Source organism: Streptomyces sp. 12E (assembly GCF_055633275.1).
Genome location: NZ_JBVNCJ010000001.1, coordinates 5,529,663 through 5,556,610 on the forward strand (window position 1 = coordinate 5,529,663; position 26,948 = coordinate 5,556,610).

Annotated in this window: 19 protein-coding genes, 2 pseudogenes and 1 riboswitch; of the genes and pseudogenes, 15 read left to right on the top strand and 6 right to left on the bottom strand. The window is 73.7% G+C overall.

Annotation, left to right across the window (positions count from 1 at the left end; all coding sequences use genetic code 11):
* Positions 1-23: 23 nt before the first annotated feature.
* On the bottom strand, positions 24-965 hold the full coding sequence (locus ACZ8ZB_RS25495) for a sucrase ferredoxin (RefSeq protein WP_470739956.1): 942 nt from the start codon (positions 963-965) through the stop codon (positions 24-26).
* A 331-nt stretch (positions 966-1,296) separates the two neighbouring features.
* On the opposite strand from ACZ8ZB_RS25495, the pseudogene ACZ8ZB_RS25500 reads away from it, so the two are divergent.
* Both ACZ8ZB_RS25500 and ACZ8ZB_RS25505 read left to right on the top strand, forming a co-directional pair.
* A pseudogene (locus ACZ8ZB_RS25500) lies at positions 1,297-1,530 on the top strand (hypothetical protein); the annotation flags it as partial.
* A 362-nt stretch (positions 1,531-1,892) separates the two neighbouring features.
* Positions 1,893-2,963, top strand: a complete 1,071-nt coding sequence (locus ACZ8ZB_RS25505; protein WP_470739957.1) for a CobW family GTP-binding protein — start codon at positions 1,893-1,895, stop codon at positions 2,961-2,963.
* On the opposite strand, the gene ACZ8ZB_RS25510 is transcribed toward ACZ8ZB_RS25505, so the two are convergent.
* Positions 2,960-5,410 (bottom strand): DNA gyrase/topoisomerase IV subunit A, encoded by a 2,451-nt coding sequence (locus ACZ8ZB_RS25510; RefSeq protein WP_470739958.1) that lies wholly within the window; start codon positions 5,408-5,410, stop codon positions 2,960-2,962. The genes ACZ8ZB_RS25505 and ACZ8ZB_RS25510 overlap by 4 nt on opposite strands.
* 504 nt (positions 5,411-5,914) lie before the next feature.
* Between ACZ8ZB_RS25510 and ACZ8ZB_RS25515 the strand changes: the two genes are divergently transcribed.
* The 4 genes from ACZ8ZB_RS25515 to ACZ8ZB_RS25530 all read left to right on the top strand — a co-directional run bounded on the left by ACZ8ZB_RS25515 (position 5,915) and on the right by ACZ8ZB_RS25530 (position 10,709).
* A complete protein-coding gene (locus ACZ8ZB_RS25515; RefSeq protein WP_470739959.1) occupies positions 5,915-7,297 on the top strand; it encodes a M16 family metallopeptidase in 1,383 nt (460 codons plus the stop codon).
* Complete coding sequence (locus ACZ8ZB_RS25520; protein ID WP_470739960.1) at positions 7,294-8,682, top strand: M16 family metallopeptidase; 1,389 nt, start codon at positions 7,294-7,296, stop codon at positions 8,680-8,682. Before ACZ8ZB_RS25515 ends, ACZ8ZB_RS25520 begins: the two co-directional genes overlap by 4 nt.
* A 201-nt stretch (positions 8,683-8,883) precedes the next feature.
* Positions 8,884-9,048: riboswitch (cyclic di-AMP (ydaO/yuaA leader) on the top strand.
* Positions 9,049-9,060: 12 nt separating this feature from the next.
* Positions 9,061-9,834: a M23 family metallopeptidase gene (locus ACZ8ZB_RS25525; protein ID WP_470739961.1), complete on the top strand. Its 774-nt coding sequence runs from the start codon at positions 9,061-9,063 to the stop codon at positions 9,832-9,834.
* A 179-nt stretch (positions 9,835-10,013) separates the two neighbouring features.
* Positions 10,014-10,709: a GntR family transcriptional regulator gene (locus ACZ8ZB_RS25530; protein ID WP_470739962.1), complete on the top strand. Its 696-nt coding sequence runs from the start codon at positions 10,014-10,016 to the stop codon at positions 10,707-10,709.
* Between the two features lie 153 nt (positions 10,710-10,862).
* Here the strand turns inward: ACZ8ZB_RS25530 and ACZ8ZB_RS25535 are convergent, their stop codons facing one another.
* On the bottom strand, positions 10,863-11,144 hold the full coding sequence (locus ACZ8ZB_RS25535) for an HPr family phosphocarrier protein (RefSeq protein ID WP_030235221.1): 282 nt from the start codon (positions 11,142-11,144) through the stop codon (positions 10,863-10,865).
* 171 nt (positions 11,145-11,315) lie between these two features.
* Between ACZ8ZB_RS25535 and ACZ8ZB_RS25540 the strand changes: the two genes are divergently transcribed.
* The 7 genes and pseudogenes from ACZ8ZB_RS25540 (at position 11,316) to ACZ8ZB_RS25570 (ending at position 21,067) form a co-directional block, all read left to right on the top strand.
* The gene (locus tag ACZ8ZB_RS25540) at positions 11,316-14,225 is read left to right on the top strand and encodes a bifunctional acetate--CoA ligase family protein/GNAT family N-acetyltransferase (RefSeq protein WP_470739963.1); all 2,910 of its coding nucleotides are present in this window, start codon (positions 11,316-11,318) and stop codon (positions 14,223-14,225) included.
* 60 nt (positions 14,226-14,285) lie between these two features.
* Positions 14,286-14,873 carry a DUF5998 family protein gene (locus ACZ8ZB_RS25545; RefSeq protein ID WP_381228015.1) on the top strand — a complete coding sequence of 196 codons (588 nt, stop codon included), beginning with the start codon at positions 14,286-14,288 and terminating at the stop codon, positions 14,871-14,873.
* The gene (locus ACZ8ZB_RS25550) at positions 14,873-16,267 is read left to right on the top strand and encodes an alkaline phosphatase family protein (RefSeq protein ID WP_470739964.1); all 1,395 of its coding nucleotides are present in this window, start codon (positions 14,873-14,875) and stop codon (positions 16,265-16,267) included. Before ACZ8ZB_RS25545 ends, ACZ8ZB_RS25550 begins: the two co-directional genes overlap by 1 nt.
* A gap of 49 nt (positions 16,268-16,316) precedes the next feature.
* A complete protein-coding gene (locus ACZ8ZB_RS25555; RefSeq protein WP_030826225.1) occupies positions 16,317-16,967 on the top strand; it encodes a thymidine kinase in 651 nt (216 codons plus the stop codon).
* Between the two features lie 215 nt (positions 16,968-17,182).
* Positions 17,183-18,859, top strand: a complete 1,677-nt coding sequence (locus ACZ8ZB_RS25560) for an SWIM zinc finger family protein (RefSeq protein WP_470739965.1) — start codon at positions 17,183-17,185, stop codon at positions 18,857-18,859.
* A gap of 165 nt (positions 18,860-19,024) precedes the next feature.
* Positions 19,025-19,850 (top strand): annotated as a pseudogene (locus ACZ8ZB_RS25565) (VWA-like domain-containing protein); the annotation flags it as partial.
* A gap of 260 nt (positions 19,851-20,110) precedes the next feature.
* Complete coding sequence (locus ACZ8ZB_RS25570; protein WP_470739966.1) at positions 20,111-21,067, top strand: alpha/beta hydrolase family protein; 957 nt, start codon at positions 20,111-20,113, stop codon at positions 21,065-21,067.
* Between the two features lie 377 nt (positions 21,068-21,444).
* On the opposite strand, the gene ACZ8ZB_RS25575 is transcribed toward ACZ8ZB_RS25570, so the two are convergent.
* Entirely contained in the window at positions 21,445-22,056 is a 612-nt protein-coding gene (locus ACZ8ZB_RS25575) for a DUF6879 family protein (protein WP_470739967.1), read from the bottom strand.
* The gene (locus ACZ8ZB_RS25580; protein ID WP_467643467.1) at positions 22,049-22,318 is read right to left on the bottom strand and encodes a hypothetical protein; all 270 of its coding nucleotides are present in this window, start codon (positions 22,316-22,318) and stop codon (positions 22,049-22,051) included. Before ACZ8ZB_RS25580 ends, ACZ8ZB_RS25575 begins: the two co-directional genes overlap by 8 nt.
* A gap of 399 nt (positions 22,319-22,717) precedes the next feature.
* On the opposite strand from ACZ8ZB_RS25580, the gene ACZ8ZB_RS25585 reads away from it, so the two are divergent.
* The gene (locus tag ACZ8ZB_RS25585; protein ID WP_470739968.1) at positions 22,718-24,892 is read left to right on the top strand and encodes a tetratricopeptide repeat protein; all 2,175 of its coding nucleotides are present in this window, start codon (positions 22,718-22,720) and stop codon (positions 24,890-24,892) included.
* Positions 24,893-24,899: 7 nt separating this feature from the next.
* On the opposite strand, the gene ACZ8ZB_RS25590 is transcribed toward ACZ8ZB_RS25585, so the two are convergent.
* Complete coding sequence (locus ACZ8ZB_RS25590) at positions 24,900-25,742, bottom strand: VOC family protein (protein ID WP_470739969.1); 843 nt, start codon at positions 25,740-25,742, stop codon at positions 24,900-24,902.
* Between the two features lie 320 nt (positions 25,743-26,062).
* On the opposite strand from ACZ8ZB_RS25590, the gene ACZ8ZB_RS25595 reads away from it, so the two are divergent.
* Entirely contained in the window at positions 26,063-26,914 is an 852-nt protein-coding gene (locus tag ACZ8ZB_RS25595) for a sulfurtransferase (RefSeq protein ID WP_470739970.1), read from the top strand.
* The last annotated feature ends 34 nt before the right edge of the window (positions 26,915-26,948 follow it).

Consider the following 26,948-nt stretch of genomic DNA (forward strand, 5'->3'; position numbering starts at 1 on the left):
TCCCGCCCCTGTGGAAGGGGTGGTCAGCTCGCCAGCGCCGCCAGGGTCGCCTCGCGGACGCCCACGACGTCCATCCGCGCGGGCGAGCCGAGCGCCGACCCGCAGCTCTCCGGACGGGGCGGCAGGGACGCGCCCTGGGCGACCTCCACCAGCCACCGGCGTCCGTCCGCGTGGGCGACGGTCACTTCCCAGCGGGGTGCCGCGCCGTCCGTCCGTACGACGCGCAGGGCCTGTGCGTCGTACTCGCCCACCGCACGCCGGACGGCCAGCTCGGCCGCCTGGCCGGGCCGCTCCCAGGCGGAGCACCCCCGGCACCCCTCGACGACGATCCGGCCCTTCTCCACGCCGTGCAGCACCTCCTTGACGGTGTGCGCCTCGGCCCGCCCGTACGCGTAGCCGTACGGCAGACAGAGGATCGTGGGGGAGAAGCGGTGGCCGCCCAGGTGAGTGACCTCCCAGACACCCTCGACCCCGGAGGCGGCGAGTTCGGCCGCCAGGGGCCGTCCGAGGAGGGCGCAGCAGCGGTCGCGCTTGCCGTTGGTGCAGACGAGGGCGAGGGGGCCGCCCTCGTGGGGCCGTCCGCCGAGCGCGGCCGCGAAGGACCCCGGCTCGCCCCTGCCGAGCGCGGCGAAGTCGAGGTCGAGCAGGTCTTCGGGGTCCGAGACGGTGGCCGCGTGCAGCCACACGTTTCCGGGAACGGTGTGGGCGACGTACACCCGGCGCGTGGCGGGCGTCCGGCGGTCCGCGTGCCGCCCGGGCCGCCGTACGAGCGCGATCCGCACCCCGCTGCCCCGGGCGGCGGCCTCCAGGGCGCGGCCCAGCGCGGGGTCGAGGTGGCTGGAGGTGAGCGCCTTGGCCCCCCAGGGGCCGGGCTGCTCCAGCAGCAGCCAGGTCCGCGCGATGGCCGCGGTTCCCGCGACCGGCTCGTCGAGCTCGCGGGAGAGGTTCGAGCACGTGCTACTCACAAAGGCGAGCCTAACCTGACTTGCCCGTGGGTGCCGCGCCGGCCCGGCGGCGTCGTGCGGTGTGCGTTGAACGATGACCATTGCCCCGAAGAGGGTTGAGCATCGATTCTTCGGTCGCTCGTCACTCTTGTGGAGGATTCATCGGAGTCGAAACGGTTTCACGCCTTCGGGCGGCAGGAATGCCGCACGCGCCGCGTCCATCGAGGGTGACCTTGATCCGGCCACCTGCGACTCTCCTCGACCGGGCGGCGGACCCGTGAGGATCGCCCTCGCGCGGCCCGCGACGGCGGGCGTGGGCGCTCCTGCCCGGAGAGTGGAGGAGATTCCAACGGTGAGTCGGATCGTCCGCCGTCTCGGTGTCGCTCCGCGCTGTCGAGGCAGTACCGGTGGTGGAGCATGTCCCGACGCCTTCGAGCCGGCCGACGGGGATCTCGCCGTCATCGGTACGGACGCCACTGATTCACTCGATTCCCGGCTGCCCGAGGACGCCGCGCGCGCCGACCGCGAACGCATCGTCGTGATCACCAGAGAGACCCTGATCAGGACGGAGAAGGACATCCCGGACGTCTGGCTCACGGGTCGAACGGTGGTCCCCGACCATCCGCCACTCGTCGGTGTCGGCCTCGTCGAGCCGCAGCAGCGGGTCGTCGGGCTGCGGGGCCACGGTGGGAGACCGGCGAGCGGTGGCGGCGCTCGCCGCCTCCAGGGTGCCGAGCGGCCCTGATCGGCGGGAAGGCGGCCAGGCGGCGCTCGGAGGGAAGCGGGGGTCGTACGAACCGGCGCCTTGCCCCACGTCTGCCCCGTGGATGCTGCTGACGACCGTTCACTTCGCCGTCGTTCCCACTGCTCGTATCCTGGTGCGTCAGTCATTCCCCGGGCGTACGCGCAGACGCGGGCCGGGGCACGCCCGGGTGCGAGAGGAGTCGCGTGGTGGAGCGGAGCGGTGGTCGGCAGATTCCGGTCGTGGTGCTGGCCGGATTTCTCGGCTCGGGGAAGACCACCCTGCTCAACCACCTCCTCCACCGCAGCGGCGGCAGCCGCATCGGCGCGGTCGTGAACGACTTCGGGGCCATCGAGATCGACGCGATGGCCGTCGCCGGGGCGCTCGGGGACTCGACCGTGTCGCTGGGCAACGGCTGCCTGTGCTGTGCCGTGGACGGCAGCGAACTCGACGTGTACCTCGAGCGGCTCGCCCGTCCCTCCGCCGGGATCGACGTCATCGTCATCGAGGCCAGCGGTCTCGCCGAACCGCAGGAGCTCGTGCGGATGGTGCTCGCCAGCGAGCACCCGGGGATCGTGTACGGCGGGCTCGTCGAGGTCGTGGACGCCGCCGAGTTCGACGACACCCGGACCAGGCACCCGGAGATCGACCGGCACCTCGGCCTCGCGGATCTCGTGGTCGTCAACAAGGTGGACCGGGTCACGGACGCCGCGCGCGTACTGGACCTGGTCCGGTCCCTCGTCGACCGTGCGGCCGTGGTGCCCGCCACGTACGGCCGTGTCGACCCCGAGTTCCTCTTCGACTGCAGGCCGGGCGAGGAGCGCGTCGGGCAGCTGTCGTTCGACGATCTGCGTCACGACGACCACGACGACCACGACGACCACGACGACCACTCCGGACACCTGCACGCCGCGTACGACAGCCTCTCCTTCGCGTCCGGGCGCCCGCTGGACCCGCGGCGGCTGATCCGGTTCCTGGACAGCCGGCCCGAAGGGCTCTACCGGATCAAGGGATACGTCGACTTCGGGCCGTACGACGTCGGCAACCGGTACGCCGTGCACGCCGTGGGGCGGTTCCTCCGGTTCTACCCCGAGCCCTGGCCCGCCGGTGCAAAGCGGCTCACGCAGCTCGTGCTCATCGGGTCGGGCATCGACGCCACCGCCCTCCGCGGGGAGCTGGAGGAGTGCGTGAGCGACGGCGCCCCACACACCGACGACCACGGCATGTGGGGCGTACTCCGCTATGTGCAGGGGGCGGCGGAGGATCCGGCCGCCTAGACCGGGCCTGCCACCACCGACACCGTCTTCGGCAGGGACACACCCGAGCCGTCACGGCGCGGGTCGGGCTCCGGGAGGTCCACCGGGGCGCCGTTCTTCTGCGCGGCCCTGGCCGGGAGCGCGCCCGCCCAGGCCAGGGCCAGGCAGTCCTCGCCCTTCAGGAACCGCTGGCAGCGCACGCCGCCGGTGGCCCGGCCCTTGCGCGGGTACTGGTCGAACGGGGTCAGCTTGGCCGTCGTCTGGACCGAGTCGTCCAGGGTGCCCCGCGAGCCGGCGACCGTGAACACCGCCGCGTCCGCGGCCGGGTCGACCGCCGTGAAGGAGATGACCTTCGCCCCCTCGGTGAGCTTGATGCCCGCCACACCGCCCGCGGGGCGACCCTGCGGTCGGACCTGCGCGGCCGGGTAGCGCAGCAGCTGCGCGTCGTCGCTGATGAAGACCAGGTCCTCCTCGCCCGTGCGCAGCTCGACCGCGCCGACGATCCGGTCGCCCTCCTTGAGCGTGATGACCTCCAGCTCCTCCTTGCTGGAGGGGTAGTCGGGCACCACGCGCTTGACGACACCCTGTTCCGTGCCGAGCGCCAGGCCGGGCGACGACTCGTCCAGCGTGGTCAGGCACACCACCTGCTCGTCGTCCTCCAGGGACACGAACTCGGCCAGGGGCGCCCCGCCGGAGAGGTTCGCCACCGGCATCGCCTCCGGGAGCTGAGGCAGGTCGATCACGTTCAGCCGGAGCAGACGGCCGGAGGAGGTGACGACGCCGATCTCGCCGCGGGCCGTCGCCGGCACCGCCGAGACGATCACGTCGTGCTTGACCCGCTTGGCGCCACCGGCGAGCGGCTCGTCGTCCGCCGTGCGGGCGAGCAGGCCGGTGGAGGACAGCAGCACCCGGCACGGGTCGTCCGCCACCTGCAGCGGGACGGCGGTGGCCGGGGTGTCGGCCGACTCCAGCAGCAGCGTACGGCGGTCGTTGCCGAACTTCTTGGCGACCGCGGCCAGTTCGGAGGAGACCAGCTTGCGCAGCTCCGCGTCCGAGTCCAGGATCCGGGTCAGCTCCTCGATCTCCGCGTTCAGCCGGTCCTGCTCGGCCTCCAGCTCGATCCGGTCGTACTTGGTGAGGCGGCGCAGCGGCGTGTCCAGGATGTACTGGGTCTGGGTGTCGCTGAGGGAGAACCGCTCCATCAGGCGCTGCTTGGCCTGCGCGGAGTTCTCGCTGGAGCGGATGAGGCGGATGACCTCGTCGATGTCCACCAGCGCCGTGAGCAGGCCCTCGACCAGGTGGAGGCGGTCGCGCCGCTTGCCGCGGCGGAACTCCGAACGCCGGCGTACGACGTCGAAGCGGTGGTCGAGGTAGACCTCCAGGAGTTCCTTGAGGCCCAGGGTGAGCGGCTGGCCGTCCACCAGCGCCACGTTGTTGATGCCGAAGGACTCCTCCATCGGCGTCAGCTTGTACAGCTGCTCCAGGACCGCTTCCGGCACGAAGCCGTTCTTGATCTCGATGACCAGACGCAGCCCGTGCTCGCGGTCGGTGAGGTCCTTGACGTCGGCGATGCCCTGGAGCTTCTTCGACCCGACCAGGTCCTTGATCTTGCCGATCACCTTCTCCGGGCCGACCGTGAAGGGCAGCTCGGTGACGACGAGGCCCTTGCGGCGGGCCGTCACGTCCTCCACGGTGACCGTCGCGCGGATCTTGAACGTGCCGCGGCCCTTCTCGTAGGCGTCCCGGACGCCGGACAGGCCGACGATCCGGCCGCCGGTGGGCAGGTCGGGACCCGGGACGTGCTTCATCAGGGCGTCGAGATCGGCGTTCGGGTACCTGATCAGGTGCCGCGCGGCCGCGACGACCTCGCGCAGGTTGTGCGGCGGCATGTTGGTGGCCATGCCGACGGCGATGCCCGACGCGCCGTTCACCAGGAGGTTCGGGAAGGCGGCGGGCAGCGCCACCGGCTCCTGCTCCTGGCCGTCGTAGTTGGGCGCGAAGTCGACCGTGTCCTCGTCGATGGACTCGGTCATCAGGCTGGTGGCCTCGGCCATCCGGCACTCGGTGTACCGCATGGCGGCGGGCGGGTCGTCGTTGCCCAGCGAGCCGAAGTTGCCGTGGCCGTCGACCAGGGGGACGCGCATCGAGAACGGCTGGGCCATGCGGACCAGGGCGTCGTAGATCGACGCGTCGCCGTGGGGGTGCAGCTTGCCCATGACCTCGCCGACGACGCGGGCGCACTTCACGTAACCGCGCTCGGGCCGCAGGCCCATCTCGTTCATCTGGTAGACGATGCGGCGGTGCACCGGCTTGAGGCCGTCGCGCGCGTCCGGCAGGGCGCGGGAGTAGATGACCGAGTACGCGTACTCGAGGAAGGAGCCCTGCATCTCGTCGACGACGTCGATGTCGAGGATCTTCTCCTCGTACGAGTCGTCGGGCGGCGGGGTCTTCGTGCTGCGGCGGGCCATCGCTGCCGGCTCCTTGCTGAAGCGTGGGACGGGATCTGATGCGGACCATTGTGGACCGTCGCACTGACAGGCGGGACCAGGGCCCGCTCGTGGACGCCTCCGGGGAGGGCAGGGTACGCGGCGTGTGCGGACCGTTCCCGCGCGGGGTTCCCGGTGATCGGGGCGCCGCGGAACGGGGGTTCGCCGCACGGCCCGGCGCCCTGCGGAGCGCCTCCCCCGCAGGGGCGCCCCCGGCGCCCGCCCTCCCCCACGCTCGGCTTCGCCCGGGCGGGAGGCGTCCCCGTCCCCCGGGGTGCGTCTCCCGGGCCTTCGAGGCGCCGGGGAGGCACGGACGCCCGTGGAGCACGGAGGCACGGCCGCCCGCGGTCGTGCGCCGGCATTCTCGCTCTCGGCGTAGCCCGCCCCCGGCGGGAACTTCGCCGGGGCTCCGCGCGCTTGCATACAGTGGCAGGACCGGCAGAAACGGCGGGTTCGACGACCGCCTCCGCGATCGAAGGGACGTACATGCCCATGGGTCACACGGCCACAGCCCAGGCAGGCTCCGGCGGCCTGACAGCGACCGAGCACCGCCTGGCCAACGGCCTGCGCGTGGTGCTCTCCGAGGATCACCTGACCCCGGTCGCCGCGGTGTGCCTCTGGTACGACGTGGGTTCGCGTCACGAAGTCAAGGGACGCACCGGCCTGGCTCACCTCTTCGAGCACCTGATGTTCCAGGGCTCCGCCCAGGTGAAGGGCAACGGTCACTTCGAGCTGGTGCAGGGCGCCGGCGGCTCCCTCAACGGCACCACCAGCTTCGAGCGCACCAACTACTTCGAGACCATGCCCGCCCACCAGCTGGAGCTCGCCCTCTGGCTGGAGGCCGACCGCATGGGCTCCCTGCTGACCGCCCTGGACGACGAGTCCATGGAGAACCAGCGGGACGTCGTCAAGAACGAGCGCCGCCAGCGCTACGACAACGTCCCCTACGGCACGGCCTTCGAGAAGCTGACCGCCCTGGCCTACCCGGAGGGCCACCCGTACCACCACACGCCCATCGGCTCGATGGCGGACCTGGACGCGGCCACCCTGGAGGACGCGCGCCGGTTCTTCCGCACGTACTACGCGCCGAACAACGCCGTGCTCTCGGTCGTCGGCGACATCGACCCGGAGCAGACGCTCGCCTGGATCGAGAAGTACTTCGGCTCCATCCCGGGCCACGACGGCAAGCCCGCCCCGCGCGACGGCTCGCTGCCCGAGGTCATGGGCGGGCAGCTGCGCGAGGTCGTGGAGGAGGAGGTCCCCGCGCGTGCGCTGATGGCCGCCTACCGGTTGCCCGAGGACGGCACGCGCGCGTGCGACGCCGCCGACCTGGCGCTCACCGTCCTCGGCGGCGGCGAGTCCTCGCGGCTCTACAACCGGCTGGTACGGCGCGACCGCACGGCCGTGGCCGCCGGCTTCGGCCTGCTGCGGCTGGCCGGGGCGCCCTCCCTGGGCTGGCTGGACGTGAAGACGTCCGGCGACGTGGAGGTGCCGGTCATCGAGGCCGCCATCGACGAGGAGCTCGCCCGGTTCGCCGAGGAGGGTCCCACGGCGGAGGAGATGGAGCGCGCGCAGGCCCAGCTGGAGCGCGAGTGGCTCGACCGGCTCGGCACGGTCGCCGGCCGCGCCGACGAACTGTGCCGGTACGCGGTCCTGTTCGGCGACCCGCAGCTCGCCCTGACCGCCGTACAGCGCGTCCTGGAGGTGACGGCGGAGGAGGTGCAGGAGGTCGCCAAGGCCCGGCTGCGCTCCGACAACCGCGCGGTGCTCGTCTACGAGCCGGTCGCCCCGCAGGCCGAGGACCCCGAGGAAGCCGCCGCAGCCGCCGCAGCCGCCGGCGCCGACGAGAACGAGGAGACGGCGAAGTGACCGAGCTCGCCACGATGGACTTCCACCCGCGGCCGCAGGCGGGCGAGGCCAAGCCCTGGGCCTTCCCGGCCCCCGAGCGGGGCACGCTCGACAACGGCCTGACCGTGCTGCGCTGCCACCGCCCCGGCCAGCAGGTCGTCGCCGTCGAGGTGCTCCTCGACGCGCCCCTTGAGGCCGAGCCGGCCGGTCTCGACGGTGTCGCCACGATCATGGCGCGGGCCTTCTCCGAGGGCACCGACAAGCACTCCGCCGAGGAGTTCGCCGCCGAGCTGGAGCGCTGCGGCGCCACCCTGGACGCGCACGCCGACCACCCCGGCGTCCGCCTCAGCCTGGAGGTGCCGGCCTCCCGGCTCACCAAGGGTCTCGGGCTGCTCGCCGACGCGCTCAGGGCGCCCGCGTTCGCCGACAGCGAGGTCGAGCGGCTGGTCCGCAACCGCCTCGACGAGATCCCGCACGAGCTGGCCAACCCCTCCCGCCGCGCCGCCAAGGAGCTCTCCAAGGAGCTGTTCCCGGCGAGTTCGCGCATGTCGCGTCCCCGCCAGGGCACCGAGGAGACGGTCACCGGCATCGACTCCGCGGCCGTACGCGCCTTCTACGAGAAGCACGTCCGCCCCGCCACGGCCACCGTCGTGGTCGTCGGCGACCTCACCGGCATCGACCTGGACGCGCTGCTCGGCGGCACCCTGGGCGCCTGGACCGGCTCCCCGGCCCGGCCGCGGCCCGTTCCGCCGGTGGTCGCGGACGACACCGGCCGCGTCGTGATCGTGGACCGCCCCGGCGCCGTCCAGACGCAGCTGCTGATCGGCCGCATCGGGCCCGACCGGCACGACCGCGTGTGGCCCGCGCAGGTGCTCGGCACGTACTGCCTGGGCGGCACCCTCACGTCCCGCCTGGACCGCGTCCTGCGCGAGGAGAAGGGATACACCTACGGCGTACGGTCGTTCGGGCAGGTCCTCAGGTCCGCCCCGGACGGCACCGGCGCGGCGATGCTGGCGATCAGCGGCTCCGTCGACACCCCGAACACCGGCCCCGCCCTCGACGACCTGTGGACGGTGCTGCGCACGCTCGCCGCGGAGGGGCTCACCGACGACGAACGCGACGTCGCAGTGCAGAACCTCGTGGGTGTGGCGCCGCTCAAGTACGAGACCGCCGCGGCCGTCGCGAGCACCCTGGCCGACCAGGTCGAACAGCACCTGCCCGACCACTACCAGGCCGATCTGTACCGGCAGTTGGCCGCGACCGGCACCGTGGAGGCCACCGCGGCCGTCGTGAACGCCTTCCCGGTGGACCGCCTGGTGACGATCCTCGTCGGCGACGCGGCGCAGATCAAGGCGCCGGTGGAGGCCCTCGGGATCGGTGAAGTCACCGTCGTGAGCGCCGAGTAGCACGCCGCGACGGCGCACACGCGCACGGGCCCTGGTGGCGGGAGAGCCACCAGGGCCCTCTTATGCCCGAATCGGGGCGGAAGTTGCCTGTCTGCCCTGTGGGATGCGCTACAAAAACCCGGATCCGTTTGAGGATGGGGAGGCGTCCCGCTTAGCTTCGTCCGGGCTGTTCGTCGGGCAGTGCGCCGCACCCGCGGCACCGGACAGCCATCGCCGAGTCCCCGTACGGCGCGAGCCAGGGGAGCCGGGGACCCGCATGAGTCCCTGGGGTGAATCGGACGCCCGCGCGTGTCGCGAGGGGGCCCGTAGGAGACCTTCCTGCTCCGAACCCGTCAGCTAACCCGGTAGGCGAGAGGGAAGGAAAGGACCAGCCTGTACATGGCGTTCACCCGCGCCCCGGGCAAGCACCGTCGTCCCAGCAGGATGCAGCGCGGCACCGCCCGCGCGGCGGGCGTCGCGGCGCTCACCACCACCGGTGCCGTCGGCTCCCTCGCGGCTCCCGCGCTCGCCGCCGAGCCCGCTGCCGCGCAGACCGGCCTCACGCCCGTGGTCACCCTGGGCGACGAGGTCGCCGACCGGATCGACGCCCAGGCGGCCGCCCAGCACGAGGCGGCCCGGGAGGCGGCCGAGGCCGCCGCGCGGAGGGCCGCCGAGGAGGCCGCGCGCGAGAAGGCCGCCGAGGAGGCCGTGCAGGCCCGCGCGGAGAAGGAGCGCGCCGCGCGGGAGGCCGAGCGCGAGCGCCTCAACACCTTCGTCTCCCCGATCCCCGGCTCGTACGTCTCGACCAGTTACCAGGCCGGCAGCTCGCTGTGGTCCTCCGGCAGCCACACCGGTGTCGACTTCCACGCCGCGAGCGGCACCCCCGTCCAGTCGGTCGGCGTCGGCACCGTCGTCGAGGCCGGCTGGGGCGGCTCGTACGGCAACCAGGTCGTCATCAAGATGCACGACGGCACGTACACCCAGTACGCCCACCTGTCGTCCATCGGCGTCTCGGTGGGCCAGCAGGTCGCCGCCGGGCAGCGGATCGGGCTCTCCGGCGCCACCGGCAACGTCACGGGCGCGCACCTGCACTTCGAGGCCCGTACGACCGCCGAGTACGGCTCCGACCTCGATCCCGTCGCCTACCTCCGCGCGCACGGCGTCAGCCTCTGACCCGCCCGCTTCCCGGTGCCCCGGCTCCCCGAGCCGGGGCACCGGTGTTTCCGGTCGGCGCTCGTCCAAAAAATGTGCATGGATTCCGGCCCGCCGTCGTGAATTACCGCTGATTGCAATAGAGTCACGGAACACACGTCAATCGTCGGCGTTTCACGGGGATTAAGCGGAGGTCGGTCATGCGTATTCCCGCGCACTCGGTGTGCACGGCGATCCGGGACGACATCGTCGCGGGTGTCCACGAGCGCGGCGGCCGGCTCACCGAGGAGGTCCTCGCCCGCCGTTACGGCGTCTCCCGCGTCCCGGTCCGGGAGGCGCTGCGCACGCTGGAGGCCGAGGGGTTCGTGGTGACCCGGCGGCACGCGGGCGCGTGCGTCGCGGAACCCACCGAGCAGGAAGCCGCCGACCTGCTGGAGATGCGCATGCTCCTGGAGCCGCTCGGCGCCTCCCGCGCGGCCCAGCGCCGCACCGAGGCCCATCTGAAGGTGCTGCGCGGCCTGGTCCGGCTGGGGCAGGAACGTGCCCGCCAGGGCCGCAGCGACGACCTGCGCTCCCTGAGCGGCTGGTTCCACGAGACGCTCGCCCAGGCCACCGGCAGTCCGGCGCTGTCCTCGGCGCTGACCCAGCTGCGGCACAAGATCGCCTGGATGTACGCCGCCGAGGGGCCGTCCGACCCGGTCGAGCACTGGGCGGAGCACGGCGCGATCGTGGACGCCGTGGCGCGCGGCGACGGCGACCGCGCGCGGTCCGTCACGGCGCTGCACACCGAGCGCGCGAGCACCGGGCACCGCCTGCGCTTCGCCCCCGGCGCCGGCCGCGCGGACCGTGTGAGGAACTCGCAACATGCCGTAAACACGACGGGTCTCCGGCATTAACACGGGTGCCGTATACAAAGGGGGAGTAATTCCGGGGGGTTTTCGCGCTGCCCGGAAAAGGGAAAGCGAAAGGCCCGCCCGGTGCTCCGGTCGGGCCTTTCGGTGTCACGGGCGGGTGTCCGACGAAAAGACGATTCCCGCGATCGTGAATGCTCAGACGGTCTCGGGAAGTTCCTCGAGGCCCTCGGAGACCAGCTTCGCCAGACGGTCCAGGGCGGCGTCGGCGCCCTCGGCGTCGGAGGCGAGGACGATCTCCTCGCCGCCCTGGGCGCCCAGGCCCAGGACGGCCAGCATGGAGGCCGCGTTGACGGGGGTGCCCCCGGCCTTGGCGATCGTCACCGGGACGCCTGCGGCCGTGGCGGCTCGGACGAAGATGGAGGCGGGGCGGGCGTGGAGACCCTCGGCCCAGCCGACGTTGACGCGGCGCTCAGCCATGTGTTGCTGCCCTTCACTGTTCAGGGTTGTCTAGACCAGTTTCCCACATCGTGAAACGTGCCCGGAGCGGCGTCCGCTCCCGGTGGCGGCCGGACCGCGGCCTCGGTCCGGCTGTCGTCCACCACAGACTGCCTCGCGCCGTCGTCGTACGCGAGCCGTACTCTGGGGCCCATGCAGACCTCGTCGGACCGGCACGAGTACCCCGCCCACTGGGAAGCCGACGTGGTGCTGCGCGACGGCGGCACCGCGCGCATCCGCCCCATCACCGTCGATGACGCCGAGCGCCTGGTCAGCTTCTACGAGCAGGTGTCGGACGAGTCGAAGTACTACCGCTTCTTCGCGCCCTACCCGCGCCTGTCCGCCAAGGACGTCCACCGCTTCACGCACCACGACTTCGTGGACCGGGTGGGACTCGCGGCCACCGTCGGCGGCGAGTTCATCGCCACCGTACGCTACGACCGGATCGGCGCCGACGGCACGCCCGCATCCCCCCACCCGTCGCCCGCCGCCACCCTTGCCGCAGGGCGCTCCGCGCCCGCCCCCTCCGTCCCCGACGAGGCCGAGGTCGCCTTCCTCGTGCAGGACGCCCACCAGGGCCGGGGCGTCGCCTCCGCCCTCCTCGAACACATCGGCGCCGTCGCGCGGGAGCGCGGCATCCGCAGGTTCGCGGCCGAGGTGCTGCCCGCCAACACCAAGATGATCAAGGTGTTCACCGACGCCGGGTACACCCAGAAGCGCAGCTTCGAGGACGGGGTCGTCCGCCTGGAGTTCGACCTCGAGCCCACCGACCGCTCCATGGCCGTGCAGTACGCGCGCGAACAGCGTGCCGAGGCGCGTTCGGTGCAGCGGCTGCTCGCCCCCGGCTCGGTGGCCGTCGTCGGCGCCGGCCGCACGCCCGGCGGGGTGGGCCGCAGCGTCCTCGACAACCTCCGGGACACCGGGTTCACCGGCCGGCTGTACGCCGTGAACAAGGCGCTGGGGGAGGGGGAGAAGGAGCTCGGCTCGGTGCCCGCGTTCCGCTCGGTGCGGGACATCGACGGGCCCGTCGACCTCGCGGTCGTCGCCGTGCCCGCCGAGCACGTCCCCGACGTCGTCACCGAGTGCGGCGAGCACGGCGTGCAGGGGCTCGTCGTCGTCTCCGCCGGCTACGCCGAGTCCGGCCCCGACGGCCGCGAACGCCAGCGCGCCCTCGTACGGCAGGCACGCTCGTACGGGATGCGGATCATCGGCCCGAACGCCTTCGGCGTCGTCAACACCTCCGCGGACGTACGGCTGAACGCCTCGCTCGCCCCCCGGATGCCCCGCCCGGGCCGGATCGGGCTGTTCGCCCAGTCCGGCGCCATCGGCGTCGCCCTGCTGTCCCGCCTGCACCGGCGCGGCGGCGGCGTCACCGGCGTCACCGGCGTGTCCACCTTCGTGTCGTCCGGCAACCGGGCCGACGTCTCCGGCAACGACCTCCTGCAGTACTGGCACGAGGACCCCGACACCGACGTCGTCCTGATGTACCTGGAGTCCATCGGCAACCCGCGCAAGTTCACCCGCCTCGCCCGCCGGACCGCGGCGGCGAAGCCGCTGGTCGTGGTCCAGGGCGCACGCCACGGAGCGGGGCCCCGGGGGCACGCCGTACGGGCGACCCGGCTGCCCCACGCGACGGTGTCCGCGCTGCTGCGGCAGGCCGGGGTGATCCGCGTGGACACCATCACCGAGCTGGTCGACACGGGCCTGCTGCTCGCCCGCCAGCCCCTGCCGGCCGGACCCCGGGTGGCGATCCTCGGCAACTCCGAGTCCCTGGGCCTGCTCACCTACGACGCCTGCCTCGCCGAGGGGCTGCGCCCGCACCGCCCGCTGGACCTCACCACCGCCGCCTCGGCGGCGGACTTCCACGCGGCGCTCTCCCACGCGCTGGCCGACGACACGAGCGACGCGGTCGTCGTGACGGCGATCCCGGCGGTGGGGAAGGGCTCGGCCGGCGACGCGGACCTGGCGCAGGCCCTGCGCTCGGCCGCCGCCGCGACCCCGTCCAAGCCCGTCCTGGTGGTCCACGTGGAACTCGGCGGCCTCGCGGAGGCCCTGTCGGCCGCGACGAGCACGGCACCCCCGCCGGCGACCGGCGCCGCGTCGCAGACGGGGCCGGGCACGGCGTCCCGGCCGCCCGGCGCCACGCCGCCCCCGGCCGCCGCGGGCGTCCCGCCGGCCCCCGTCACACCTCCCGAGGGCGCCCACCTCATCCCCGCCTACCCCGCTTCCGAGCGTGCGGTCCGGGCGCTGGCCCACGCCGTCGCGTACGCGCAGTGGCGGCGGGACGCCGCCGAGCCCGGGAAGGTGCCCGAGCACGAGGACATCGACGAGCGGGGCGCGGCGGCGCTCATCGGCGGACTGCTCTCGCGCGGACAGGGCCTCACCCTCGGCCCCGCCGACACCTGCGACCTGCTCGGCGCCTACGGCGTCCCCGTCCACCGCGCCCTGCCCGCCCCGGACCCCGGCGCCGCCGCCGAGGCCGCGCGCACCCTCGGCTATCCCGTGGCCCTCAAGGCGACCGCCCCCCACCTGAGGCACCGCGCCGACCTGGGCGGCGTCCGTCTGGACCTGGCCGACGAGGAACAACTGCGCCGGGCCTACGCCGAGTTGACGGAGCTGTTCGGCGCCCCCGAGGAGCTGCGCCCCGTGGTGCAGCGGATGGCCCCGCGCGGTGTCGACACCGTCGTGCGCGCGGTCATCGACCCCGCCGCCGGAGCCGTCCTGTCCTTCGGACTCGCCGGACCCCCCTCCCAGCTGCTCGGGGACATGGCGCACCGGCTGATCCCGGTCACCGACCGGGACGCGGCCTCACTGGTGCGGTCGATCCGCACCGCCCCGCTCCTGTTCGGCTGGCGCGGCTCGGCGCCGGTCGACACCCCCGCGCTGGAGGAGCTGATGCTGAGGGTGTCGCGGCTGGTCCACGACCACCCGGAGGTCGTCGCGGTCACCCTGGAACCGGTGGTCGTCGCCCCGCACGGCGTGAGCGTCCTCGACGCCTCCGTGCGCCTGGCCCCGCCGCCCGCCCGCGACGACCTCGGCCCGCGGACCCTCCCCGCGTACTGACCGGGGCCGGGAGCGACGAGCGGTGCCTCGCAGTCAGCGGCCCCCCGTAGGATGGGCGTCATGGCCAAGACCAGTACGACGACCCAGGGGCTGCGTGCGGCGATCGAGCGCAGCGGCTACTACCCGGCCCTCGTGGCCGAGGCGGTGGAGGCCGCCGTGGGCGGCGAGCCCATCCGGTCGTACCTGGTCCACCAGGAGACGACGTTCGACCAGAACGAGGTGCGGCGGCACGTCACCGTGCTCGTCCTCACCGGCAACCGCTTCATCGTCAGCCACACCGACGAGCAGGCCGCGGACAGCACCTCCCCGACGCCGTACGCCACCACGTCCACGGAGTCGGTCAAGCTCGGCCGGATCTCGTCGATCGTGGTCAGCCGGGTGGTCGCCAACCCGGAGTCGTACAAGCCGGGCACACTGCCGCGCGAGATCGTGCTCACCATCGGCTGGGGCGCCGTCTCCCGCATCGACCTGGAGCCGGCCGCCTGCGGCGACCCCAACTGCGAGGCCGACCACGGTTACACGGGCAGCTCCACGGCCGACGACCTGAGCCTGCGCGTCAGCGAGGCCGGTGACGGACCGGAGACGGTGCGCCAGGCGCTCACCTTCGCGCAGGCCCTGTCCGAGGCGACCGCGGACCAGACGCGCTGATGGCGCAGCCCACCCCCGGCGCACGGCCCGCACCGGGCGCCCAGCCCGCCCCCGGTACGCAGTCCGCCCCCGGCGCGCGGCCCGTACCCCGCCCGCAGGCTCCCCGCCCCGCGCCGCCCGCCCGCACCCCGCGGTCCGCGTCCACCGCCCGCCCGACGCCCCCCGCACCCTCCACGCCTTCCGCCCGTCCCGCGCCGCCCCCGCACTCCACCGCCTGGGACGACGCGCACCCGACCCCTCTCGCCCTCGACTCCGCGCCCCTGCCCGAGTACGGCACCGGTTCGCTCGCCGACCTGCTGCCCACGCTCGCCGCCGGCATGGGCGTCCCCGGCACGAGCGCCGCGATCCCCGAGCTGGCCCCCGCCGACCGGAACTGCGTGTTCCTGATCGACGGGCTGGGCTGGGAGCAGCTGAGGGCGCACCCCGAGGAAGCCCCCTTCATGACGTCCCTGCTCGCCGCCTCGCGCGGCGGCACCGGCCGTCCGATCACCGCCGGCTACCCGGCCACGACCGCCACCTCCCTGGCCTCCGTCGGCACCGGCCTGCCGCCGGGCGCACACGGCCTGCCCGGCTACACCGTGCGCAACCCGGACACCGGCGAGCTGATGAACCAGCTGCGCTGGCAGCCCTGGGCCCCGCCCGGCCCCTGGCAGCCGTACCCCACCGTCTTCGAGCTGGCACACCGGGCGGGCGTGCACGCGGCCCAGGTCTCCTCGCCGACCTTCGCGAACACCCCGCTGACCAAGGTCGCGCTCAGCGGCGGCACCTTCCTCGGGCGGCTCTCCGGGGAGGAGCGCATGGACACCGCGGCCGAGCAGCTCGCCGCCGCCGACCGCGCCCTGATCTACACGTACTACGCCGAGGTCGACGGCGCCGGCCACCGCTACGGTCTCGACTCCGACACCTGGCGCGGCCAGCTCATGTACGTCGACCGCCTGGTCCAGCGCCTGGCCGAGCGGCTGCCCCCGCGCAGCGCGCTCTACGTCACCGCCGACCACGGCATGATCGACATCCCCTTCGACGAGGACCACCGCATCGACTTCGACGAGGACTGGGAGCTGAAGGCGGGCGTCGCCCTGCTCGGCGGCGAGGGCCGCGCCCGGCACGTCTACGCCGTACCGGGCGCCGCGGACGACGTGCTGACCTGCTGGCGCGAGGTGCTCGGCGAGCGGTTCTGGGTGGCCTCGCGCGACGAGGCGATCGGGGCGGGCTGGTTCGGACCGACGGTCGACGAACGCGTGTACCACCGGATCGGCGACGTGATCGCCGCCGCGCGGGACGACGTCCTGCTGATCGCCTCCGAGCGGGAGCCCAGGGAGTCGGCGATGGTCGGCAACCACGGTTCGATGACCCCTGCCGAGCAGCTGGTCCCCCTGCTCGAAGTACGCTCCTGAACTCCTGACGATCCGCCCGCAACCCCTGCCGAAAGGTGCCCGACCTGTCATGCCCGAGCTGGTGTTCTTCTCCGGAACGATGGACTGCGGGAAGTCGACGCTGGCTCTCCAGATCGAGCACAACCGTTCGGCACGCGGTCTGGTCGGCATGATCTTCACCCGCAACGACCGGGCCGGCGAGGGCAAGCTCTCCTCCCGCCTCGGCCTGGTCACGGACGCGGTGGAGGTCGGCGACGGCGCGGACCTGTACGCGCACCTCGTCGACCACCTCTCACAGGGCCGGCGCGCGGACTACGTGATCGCGGACGAGGCGCAGTTCCTGGCGCCGGAGCAGATCGACCAGCTCGCCCGGGTGGTGGACGACCTGGAACTCGACGTCTACGCCTTCGGCATCACGACGGACTTCCGCTCCAAGCTGTTCCCCGGCTCCCAGCGGCTGGTGGAGCTGGCCGACCGGGTCGAGGTGCTCCAGGTCGAGGCCCTGTGCTGGTGCGGCGCCCGCGCCACGCACAACGCCCGCACGGTCGGCGGGGTCATGGTCGTCGAGGGCGCCCAGGTGGTCGTCGGCGACGTCACCGGGTCCGCGGACGAGGTCGGCTACGAGGTCCTGTGCCGCCGTCACCACCGCCGCCGCATGACGGCCGCGACGGCCCACGCGGCGGCCCTGTCGCCCGACGTGCTGCCGGTCACGTCGGGCTGACCGGACGGCCGCGGGGCACCGGTGGGTCCGGGGCGGCAAGGGGACCGTGGGGGTGACCTCTCGTCCTGCACCGGCGTGACCGGGTGACCGGGCGCACCGGCCGCAAGTCCGGGTCGGTCGAGGGACGGACTCGACGAATCGGCCGTCTCGCGGCTTCGGCCCCTCTAGGCTGGTGAGCGATCGACTGCACAGTCACGGCAGGGCGGAAGAGAGTCATGCGCGGCCTCACCGAGGCGAACCTCAAGAAGCTGGCCGGTGGCCGTTCCTTCGAGCGCGCCCTCGGGTACCTCGACGCGGTGTCCGGGGTCGAGGTGGGGGACGGCTGGGTCACCGCGCGTGTCCACGGGACGGAGCGGTACGAGGCGGAGCTGACCCTGGACGGGCCCGGCGGGCTGTCCGGCGCGTGCGACTGCCCGTACGGTCTTGAGGGCAACTTCTGCAAGCACCTGGTCGCCCTCGGTCTGACCGTGCTCGCCCGGCCGGAGAGCCTGCCGCGGCAGCGGAAGGCGGCCCGGGAGCGCGCGCAGGACCTCGACGGGTGGCTGTCCGCCCTGTCCAAGGACGAGCTGCTCGCCCTGCTGCGGGAACAGCTCGACGAGGACCGGCAGTTGCGGCGGCGACTGGAACTGCGGGCCGCGAGCGCCCGCGGGGACCTCGCCGCGGTCCGGTCCCGTATCCGTGACCTGCTCGACATCGGTCCCTTCGCGCAGTACGGCTACGTCGAGTACGCCGATGCCCGCGCCTACGCCGGCCAGGCCGGGCAGGCGGTGTCCGCGATCCGCGCGCTGACCGGCTCGGGCCGGGCCGCCGACGCGATCACCCTGGCGCGGGAGGCGATGCGGCTGCTGGCCGGGGCGGCGGAGAGCGTCGACGACTCCGACGGCGGGCTCGGGCGGATCGGCGCGGACCTCGCCGACGCCCACCTCGACGCGTGCCGCGCGGCACGTCCCGACCCCGAGGAGCTCGCGCGTTGGCTGGCCGGCCACGTGCTCGGCGACGCCGACGACGGCCTGACCGACATCGATCCGCTCGACTACGACGACGTCCTCGGAGAGGAGGGCATGGCCGTCCTGCGGAAGCTGGCCGTCGAGGCGTGGCGGCGCAACCGCCGCGGCTGGGCGGAGAAGTACCTGATGGAGCGTCTGGCCAAGGCCGGGGGAAACGTCGACGCGGTGATCGCCGTGCACGCGGCCGATCTCGCGCCGAGCGGGCACACGCACCTGGTCATCGCCCGCGAGCTGGAGGCCGCCCGGCGTTTCGACGAGGCCCTGGAGTGGGCGGAGCGCGGTGTCCGGGACGTCCGGGACCTCTCCGCCGTGGACACCGCCCTCGTCGACCACCTCTGTGAGCGCTATGCGCGGGCGGGCCGGATCGCCGACGCCGTCGCCGTGCGCCGCGCCCACTTCGGCGCCCGTCGCTCGCTGCTCACGTACCAGCAGCTGCGCGCCGCCGCGCGGGCCGCGGACAGCTGGCCGGCCGAACGCGAGGGAGCCCTCGCCCTGTTGCGCGCCGACGCGGAGCGGCCGCGACGGAGCCGGTACGACGGCCCCGTCCTGGTCGACGCCCTGCTCGACGACGAGGACGTCGACGCCGCCTGGCAGGCCGCCACCGAAACCGGCGCCCACGACCGGCAGTGGCTCACGCTCGCCGACCGGGCGCGGGCCACCCGCCCCGCCGACGCGCTCGGCGTCTACCTGCGCCTGGCCGAGCCGCTGACCGGGGAGACCGGCAACAGGGTCTACGAGCGGCTCGTCGGCCTGCTGCTGAGCATCCGCGACTGCCACCGCCGCCTGGGCACCGAGGACGAGTTCGCCGCCTACGTCACCGCCTTGCGCACCGCCCAGAAGCGCAAGCGGAACCTGATGCGCCTGATGGACGAACACGGTCTGTGAGCCGGACGGTTTCCCGGGGATCCGCTGGGCCCGCGCCCCCTGCCTCCCGATGGCGCTCTTCACGCGGCCGGGACCCCGGCCACCGGATCGGTGTCACGAGCGCGTTCAAGAGGATGTCGTTCCGAGGGCGGGATCCTTGAGCCGGTCGTCGCATCGTCAGTTCCCCTCAGCCGGCCGCTCGCCAACCGCTTCGCCCACCTCGGCCGGACCCACGCCCCGGCCACGGTCGTCCGGGGCATGGCCGGCACCTGGCCGGAGGTGGCCGTTCCGGCGGTCGATCCGGCCAAGGCTCCCGGCGCGGGCCCGCGGCGCCGTCCGGTTTCCTCACGGCCCGGCCTGATCCACCACATCCCCGCCGACGCCGGGAGCCGGGGCCGCTCCTGGCCGTCCCCGCGCACCTGGGAGATGGCGCTGCGGCTGCTCGCCACGGCATACGCGACCGGCGGCGGCCGCGAGGCCACGGCCGCCGCGCTCACCGGCGCCGTCGGGGACGGTGCGGGCATCGAACTGCCGTCGTGCCTGGAGCACCTCGACCTGCCCGGCCCCGAGCGGTCCTCGCCGACCCCGACGCGTTCGCCCTGCCCGAGCGCGGCGACCGCCCGCTGCCCCGGGCGGCCGTCGTCGTCGACACCTCGGGCTCGATGGGCGACGCGGAACCCGCCGCCGCCCTGGGCGAGTTCACCGGCGTCCTGTGCGAGGTCGGCGTGAGCGGCAACCGCGTCACCGTCCTGGCCTGCGACGCCGACGTGCACGCCGTGTCCCGGGCGACGGCCACCGAGCAGATCACCCTCGGCGGCGGGGCGGCACGGACATGCGCGTCGGCATCGACGCCGCCCTCGCGGCCCGCGACCGCCCCTCGATCGTCGTCGTCCTCACCGACGGCCACACCCCCTGGCCCGCCGAGACCCCGCCCTGCCGCACCGTCGCGGCCCTGGTCGGCGACGGCGCGCCGCAGCCCCCGCACTGGGCGGAGACGGTACGGGCCCCCGCGCCGTCGGCCCGGACGCGCCGGGCGCCCTGCGCGCGGCACCACCGTGGGCCCACTCGGGCGGAGACCGCCCCGCAGCGCTGTCGGTGGCCGTCACGCACTCCCCCTCCGTCGATTGACAAAACGGAACATCGCTCCGGATAATAAGTGGAGCGATGTTCCGTTTCGGTTCGGCCGAAGCGGGACGTCCCTGACCGCCTTGCCCGCCGCCGGTCGCGGGAGACCGGCGGGGTTGCAGGTGTCACCGAAAGGGAACCCACGTCATGAACACATCCACGGCCACCGGCGCCCCGGGCGCACCCGCCCCGGTCCTGTCCTTCGGCCCCGTGGTCCTCTCCGTGCCCGGACGTCCCGTGGACCTCCAGGTACGCGTCTCCGCACCCGCGACCGGGACCGGTCTCGCCGTCATCCTCCTCTCCCATGGTCACGGCCCCTCGAACCACCTCTCCTCGCTCCACGGCTACGCGCCGCTCGTCGACTTCTGGGCCGCCCACGGCTTCGTGGTCGTCCAGCCGACCCACCTCTCCTCCAGGGCGCTGAGCCACCTGGTCGCCGACGCCCCCGGAGCGCCCTTCTTCTGGCGCTCGCGCTCCGAGGACATGTCACACGTCCTCGACCGGCTCGACGTGATCGAGGAGGCCGTGCCGCTGCTCTCCGGGCGGATCGACCCCACCAAGGTCGCCGTCGCCGGGCACTCGTTCGGCGGCTTCACCGCCGGCCTCCTGCTCGGCGCCCGGGTCACCGACCCCGACGAGGGGGGAGAGGTCGGCCTCCTCGACCCCCGGATCAAGGCGGGCGTGCTGCTCGCCGCACCCGGCAGGGGCGACGTCCTGAGCGGACCGATGGCCGACGCGCTGCCGGTCTTCCGGACCATCGACTTCTCCACCATGACCACACCCGCGCTGATCGTCGCCGGCGACCAGGACGACCCCCGGCACTTCACGGACATGGGCCCGGACTGGCACGCCGACCCCTACACCCTCGCCCCCGGACCCAAGACCCTGCTCACGCTGTTCGGCGCGGAGCACGGACTCGGCGGCATCGCCGGATACGACGCCGCCGAGACCACCGACGAGAACCCCGGACGGGTCGCCGCCCTCGCCCGGCTCACCGCGGCCTACCTGCGCACCCGGCTTCATCCCGGTGACCCCGCATGGCAGGCCGCGTGCGAGGCACTGACCGCCGGCCCCGATCCGGTAGGACGAGTCGAGTCCAAGTAAGCCCTCCCACGCGGCCACGTTCCTCGCCGCACGGCCCGCACCGTCGGCGCCCGGGGCCGGCCGGACCGGCGTTGCCCCGAGTCCAGGCCGGCGGTGGGCGGTGCGGCCAGCGGACCGGGCCCGTGCCGAAGAAGTGACCGGCCGACAAGGGTTTCGCCGGGGCGGCACCCCTCCTTGGAGCACGGGGAGGGGCCGATCCGGCCGCCGGTCGGCTCTCCCCGTGGGCGCGGACGAACCCGTCGGCCGGCAGGGCCGGCCGTGGACGAAGAAGCCGCACAGCGGGTACGTCCGACTTCAGGACGTCACACGCACGTGCGGCTGGGAGGGCGGCGAAGCCGGTACGGCTTCGGGGGCGGGCCGAGGGTGTGGGCCGGTCCTCAGTGGACCACCGCGGGCGGGGCGAGCGGGGCGATCTCCCGGTCGAAGAAGGCGTGGAAGTCGTCGCCCCGTTCGTACAGCGCGTCGAAGCCGGCCGACGTCTCCCGGATCAGCGCCCGGTCGGTGAAGCGGTTCGCTCCCGCCGCGTTCCCGTCCTCGTCGTAGAGCACCTCGTACAGGGCGACGTCCCCGAGGATCACCACTTCGGGGACCGGACGGCTCTGCTCGATGTCCGCGATGTCGCGGGCGTCGAGCACCCTGATGCGGTCGCCCAGTTCCACGCGCAGGCGCAGGACGAAGAGCTCCCATTGCACGTACGGGGTCACCGGGAACTCCACGACGCGAAGGCGGCGTTCCAGAATTCCCAGCCGTGCGGCGGTGCGGAACTGCCGGGCGTAGACGTCGCGTTTCTCCTGGATGAGGGACAGGGCGCGGTCCCAATCACCGGCGGCGAAGGCCTCCCAGCTGCTGAACCCGCGTTCCTTGAAATTCTGCCCCCTCTCGAGCTTGTTCAGGTGACTGATTCCGCTCTCGTAGACGCGACGGAAGTCCGCATGGTAGGCGGGGCGGTCCATGCGTTCCGAAGATCCGTGCGGGAAGGAGTCAAACATTTGGGATGTCCGGTTTCGCTGCGATCAGCATGTTCCTGGGGATGACCACGATCCGTTCGTCCGCTCCGACGGAGACTCCGGCAGGCAGTTTCCCGCCGAGCGGTTCCGTGAGGTCACGGCCTATGACAGCGATGTCGCCGTTCTCGAGCTCCCAGATGTCGGGGCAGTCGGGGTTGTCGGTCGTGTGTCCCAGTTCCTGCGGCGATTTCCCCAGGCGCCGCTTGAATGTCGTGGCGGGATCCGCTTCCCATGGCCTGCTCATGGCCATCGCCCCCTCGGGTGCATCGGATTCCCGCTACTTTAGCAGTGAACATAACGGCTTGGCCGCGCGAAAAGTGGACACGCTGAGAAAGTCGCGACCGTGCCCTCGTTGTCCCGTCCGGCGCGGCGGTGCGACGATGAACATTCTCGAAAGGGTGTCTTGTCGAATCAAGGCAGACGTGGGCTATTCAGCGTATAATCTGAAAATTCGAGTGTATCAGGCAGGGGGAACTGTGGACCCGGAGACGGCATTACTCGCGCGGAGCACAGGAGTCACACCGGTCACGCCGATGACGGGCGACGCCTGGAACCGCACCCGGGAGAGCGTCACCCGGCACGCCGGCGCGTCCGGCCCCGCCCGCATCCGTCAGGCCGGACGAGACCAGCACCACGCACAGCGATGACGGGCGGGATGGACGGCCGTGCCGAGGACCGTGGCCGGGTCTACCAGGCGTCGGGCGACCAGCACATCAGCGAGCACCACCACTACGGCGAACACGGCGAACACGGCGAGCCCGGTGACGGGGCGGCCGCGCCCCAGGGTCCCGACTCGGTTCGCCGCCCGGCGGTCGGCCGGCCCCCGGTGGTCCTGCGCGACCGCACCGAGGTGCTGGACCGGCTGCGGGCGAGCGTACGGGAGGAGCGCGGCGGCGAGGTCTACGTGCTGTACGGCATGGGCGGCTGCGGCAAGACCGCGGTCGCCTACACGCTCTTCCAGCTGGCCACCGGTGAACACGGCAGGGTGGGACTGTGGGTCAGCGCCTTTGACCGCGCGAGCCTGCGTGCGGGCATGCTCGCCGTGGCCGCCGACCGAGGGGCGGGCGACGCCGAGTTGCTGGCGGCCCGCAACGGGCTCCGTCCCGCCGCCGACCTGGTCTGGCGGTATCTCGACCGCTCCGCCGAGCTCTGGCTGCTGGTGCTCGACAACGCCGACCACCCCGAGATCCTCCGGGACGGCAGCTGGCTGCGCACCAGCCCACGGGGCACGGTCGTGGTGACCACCCGCAGGCCGGCCGCCCGCTGGTGGCCGGGGGCGGAGCTGCAGCACATCGGCGTACTGCCGCGGGAGGACGCCGCACAGGTGCTGCGGGACCTCGCCCCGCACAGCGGCACGCAGCAGGAGGCGGCCCGGATCGCGGACCGGCTCGGCCGGCTGCCGCTCGCCCTCACGCTGGCGGGCGGCTTCCTCTCCCGGCAGGTGCTCGATCCCTGGACGATGGAGACCTACGGACGCCGCCTGGAGGAAGGAGGAGGCGTCGAGCTCATCGACCGGGGGGCCGACGCCCTGTCCGAGGAGGACCCCCGGCACCTGGTGGGCCTGACGTGGCAGCTGACGCTCGACGCGTTCGAGGCCCGTGGCCTGCCCGAGGCGACCGCGCTGCTGAGGCTCCTGTCGCGTTTCGCCCCCGAGCCGCTGCCGCTGTCCCTGCTCAACCGCGCCGGGATCGGCGGCGCCCTGCCGCGTGCCCGTTGTGAGACGGCCCTGAGGGCACTGCTCGACCAGTCGCTGGCCGAACTGGTCGACGTCGGTGAGCGGTGCGTGCAGAGCCACGCGGTGCTGCTGGACAGCGTCGTCGCGGCGACCCCGGCGGACATGGTCCCGGCGCTCCACGCCACGGCGGTCCGACTGCTCGACGCGGCCGTGCCCGAGGTGCCCGACGCCGGTCCGCACGACCCACGGCTCCGGCTGCTGGTGCCGCACGGACTCGCCCTGCTGCGGCGCGCCGGTGACCGGTCGGCGACGGCCGACGCCCTGGCCGTGTCGACCAGGCTGTCCACCGCCCTGCACCGCACGGGGGACTACCTGTCCGCCCGGGAGACCGCCCGGGCCGCCGCGGACCTCGGCGAGCGGCGGCTCGGCGCGGAGCACCGTCTCGTCCTGGCCGCCCGTTCCCGCGTCGGACGGGCGCTCTTCCGGCTGGGCGGGTACACCGAGGCCGAGCGGCTGCTCCGACGCGTCCACGCGGCTCAGGAGCGGCTCCTCGGGGCCGACGACCCCGACACCCTGGACACCCGCCACGGCCTCCAGCTCGTGCTCGGAAACCTCGGACACCGTGACGAGGCCGTCTCGCTCCTCCGCTCCACGGTCACCGGCAGGCGAAGGGCGCTGGGCCCCGCCCACCCGCTGACGTTGCGGTCCCGTTCCAGCCTGCTGGTCCTGCTGTCCGCGCCCGAGCTGTCGGCCGAGGAGGACGGCGCGCTGCTCTCCCTGCCCGCGGAGTGCGTAAGGCACCTCGGCCCCGACCACACGGTGACGCTGGGCGCTCACCACAACCACGCCTGGGCGCTGTACCTGCTGGGCCGTTTCGACGAGGCCGGCCAGGAGGTCCGGACGGTCATCGAGGCGTACCGGCGACGCTTCGGCCCCGACCACCCGCTGGTGCTCTCGGCGCGGCAGCTGCTGTCCCGGACCCGGGCCGCGCAGGGCGACGTGGGGACGGCGGCCGCCATCATGACGGATGTCGTCGCCAGGCGGGAACGCGGCCTGGGGGCCGACCACCCGTTCACCGTCGCCGGCCGGCGTCTCCTCGAGGACTTCACGTCGGGGCGGTGGCGTCCGCCCGGAGCGGACTGACGCGGAGTCACCCGACGCGCCGCGCGGGGGCGTCGCGCGGCGCGCCCCGGCGAGGGCCCTGCAGCAGTGCCAACCGTGCCCCCTCCGGGTCCGCCACCAGGGTGACGCGGCCGTGGTCCCCGTCGTGGGACGGTGCGAGGACCCGACCGCCCAGGCGGAGGACCCGGCCCACCGCGTCGCCGGTGTCGGACACCGTGAAGTACGTCGTCCAGTGCGGGCCCCGCTCCCGGAGGAGGGTCCTGCCCGCGCCGTGGACGCCGGCCACCGGACGGCCGTTCAGGCGCAGGGTGACGCGGTCGGGGGCGGCGGGGGCCGCCGGCTCCTCGTCGTAACCGAACACGGTCGTGTAGAACTTGGCGACGCCGGCCGCCTCGAAGGCCGTCAGCTCGTTCCAGGCGGGCGTGCCGGGCACACCGGCGACGGCGGTGCCCGCGCTCGCGGCCGCCTGCCAGACGCCGAAGACGGCGCCGCCGGGATCGGAGCCGATCGCCAGCCGGCCGGCGCCGGCGGCGTCCAGCGGGCCCACCCCGACGGTGCCGCCGCACGACCGCACCACGTCCGCCGTCAGGTCCACGTCGTCGGAGGCGAAATAGGGCGTCCAGGCGACCGGCAGGTCACGGTCCGGCGGCAGCACGCCGATGCCGGCCACCTCGCGCCCGTCGAGCAGGGCGCGCACGTACGGGCCGAGTTGCCGGGGGCCGGGACGGAACTCCCAGCCGAACAGCCCGCCGTAGAACTCCTCGGTCGTCTCCAGGCCGTGCACCATCAGGCTCACCCAGCAGGGCGTGCCGGGTGTGCGCCGAGCGGGCGCCCCGCCGTTCGGGCGGGCGTTCCCCCGTGCGTCGGTCATCGTCACTCTCTTCTCGGCCGCCGCGCGGTGGCCGTGCTCTCCTCGACCCGGCGGGGTCGCGTCGCGTGCGATCCGCGGCCGGTCCCCGTGCCGGCCGGGGACCGGCCGCGGTCCGTGCCGGTGCACGCCCCCGCGCGGGCCTCGCTCCCGGAGGATGCCCGATGCGCGGGTCCCCGTCCGCTTCGGCGCGCTCGCCGACGGGTGTCGATCGTCTGTACAGAATGTGCCCGATCCACTGCGCAGGGTGACCGGGGTCGCTCGGCCGAGCAGAGTAGTCGGACGCGGACGGATCGGCCACCCGGTGGGCGAGGATGGTGGCCATGAACGCCATCATCTCCGCATCCGAACTCGCGAGCGCGCTGGCGGGCCACCGCCCGCCGGTGCTGCTCGACGTCCGCTGGCAGCTCAGCCTGGCCGCGGCGGCCGGTGAGCCGCCGTTCGACGGACGGGCCGCGTACCGGGCCGGGCACCTTCCGGGGGCCGTCTTCGTCGACCTCGACGAGGAGCTGGCGTCCGCGCCGGGCGACCGCGGACGTCATCCGCTGCCGGACCTCGAGGTGTTCGGCGCCGCGATGCGGCGGGCGGGCGTGTCGTCCGCCGCCCCGGTGGTCGTGTACGACGGGGGTCTGGGCTGGGGCGCCGCCCGCGCGTGGTGGCTGCTGCGCTGGACGGGCCACCCGGACACGCGGGTCCTGGACGGCGGACTGCCGTCCTGGGAGGGTCCGTTGGAGACGTCGGTACCGCAGCCGGCCGAGGGGGACTTCGTGCCGGTGCCGGGGGCGGCCGGACTGCTCGACGCCGACGGCGCGGCGGCGCTGGCGCGTTCGGGGGTGCTGCTGGACGCCCGGGCGGGGGAGCGGTACCGGGGCGAGGTGGAGCCGATCGACCGGGTGGGCGGGCACATTCCCGGCGCGGTCTCGGCGCCCACCACGGAGAACGTCGGCGCCGACGGCCGTTTCCTGCCCGCCGGGGAACTGAGCGCACGCTTCGGGGAACTGGGCGTCTCGCAGGGGTCACCGGTCGGCGTGTACTGCGGCTCGGGCGTCTCCGCCGCGCACGAGGTGCTGGCGCTGGCGGTCGCGGGTATCCCGGCGGCGCTGTACGTGGGTTCCTGGTCGGAGTGGTCGTCCGACCCCGGACGGCCGGTCGCGGTGGGGCCGGACCCGTGGTAGGCCGGCTCAGAAGCGCACGGAGGGGCGCTCGTCG

What these genes read in the sequence shown, in the direction of transcription:
- ACZ8ZB_RS25510 (WP_470739958.1), bottom strand. Translation starts at nt 5,410, where the DNA reads ATGGCCCGCCGCAGCACGAAGACCCCGCCGCCCGACGACTCGTACGAG.
- ACZ8ZB_RS25560 (WP_470739965.1), top strand. Translation starts at nt 17,183, where the DNA reads ATGCGCGGCCTCACCGAGGCGAACCTCAAGAAGCTGGCCGGTGGCCGT.
- ACZ8ZB_RS25535 (WP_030235221.1), bottom strand. Translation starts at nt 11,144, where the DNA reads ATGGCTGAGCGCCGCGTCAACGTCGGCTGGGCCGAGGGTCTCCACGCC.
- ACZ8ZB_RS25555 (WP_030826225.1), top strand. Translation starts at nt 16,317, where the DNA reads ATGCCCGAGCTGGTGTTCTTCTCCGGAACGATGGACTGCGGGAAGTCG.
- ACZ8ZB_RS25545 (WP_381228015.1), top strand. Translation starts at nt 14,286, where the DNA reads ATGGCCAAGACCAGTACGACGACCCAGGGGCTGCGTGCGGCGATCGAG.
- ACZ8ZB_RS25550 (WP_470739964.1), top strand. Translation starts at nt 14,873, where the DNA reads ATGGCGCAGCCCACCCCCGGCGCACGGCCCGCACCGGGCGCCCAGCCC.
- ACZ8ZB_RS25595 (WP_470739970.1), top strand. Translation starts at nt 26,063, where the DNA reads ATGAACGCCATCATCTCCGCATCCGAACTCGCGAGCGCGCTGGCGGGC.
- ACZ8ZB_RS25575 (WP_470739967.1), bottom strand. Translation starts at nt 22,056, where the DNA reads ATGTTTGACTCCTTCCCGCACGGATCTTCGGAACGCATGGACCGCCCC.
- ACZ8ZB_RS25585 (WP_470739968.1), top strand. Translation starts at nt 22,718, where the DNA reads ATGACGGGCGGGATGGACGGCCGTGCCGAGGACCGTGGCCGGGTCTAC.
- ACZ8ZB_RS25590 (WP_470739969.1), bottom strand. Translation starts at nt 25,742, where the DNA reads ATGACCGACGCACGGGGGAACGCCCGCCCGAACGGCGGGGCGCCCGCT.
- ACZ8ZB_RS25525 (WP_470739961.1), top strand. Translation starts at nt 9,061, where the DNA reads ATGGCGTTCACCCGCGCCCCGGGCAAGCACCGTCGTCCCAGCAGGATG.
- ACZ8ZB_RS25530 (WP_470739962.1), top strand. Translation starts at nt 10,014, where the DNA reads ATGCGTATTCCCGCGCACTCGGTGTGCACGGCGATCCGGGACGACATC.
- ACZ8ZB_RS25580 (WP_467643467.1), bottom strand. Translation starts at nt 22,318, where the DNA reads ATGAGCAGGCCATGGGAAGCGGATCCCGCCACGACATTCAAGCGGCGC.
- ACZ8ZB_RS25540 (WP_470739963.1), top strand. Translation starts at nt 11,316, where the DNA reads ATGCAGACCTCGTCGGACCGGCACGAGTACCCCGCCCACTGGGAAGCC.
- ACZ8ZB_RS25515 (WP_470739959.1), top strand. Translation starts at nt 5,915, where the DNA reads ATGCCCATGGGTCACACGGCCACAGCCCAGGCAGGCTCCGGCGGCCTG.
- ACZ8ZB_RS25570 (WP_470739966.1), top strand. Translation starts at nt 20,111, where the DNA reads ATGAACACATCCACGGCCACCGGCGCCCCGGGCGCACCCGCCCCGGTC.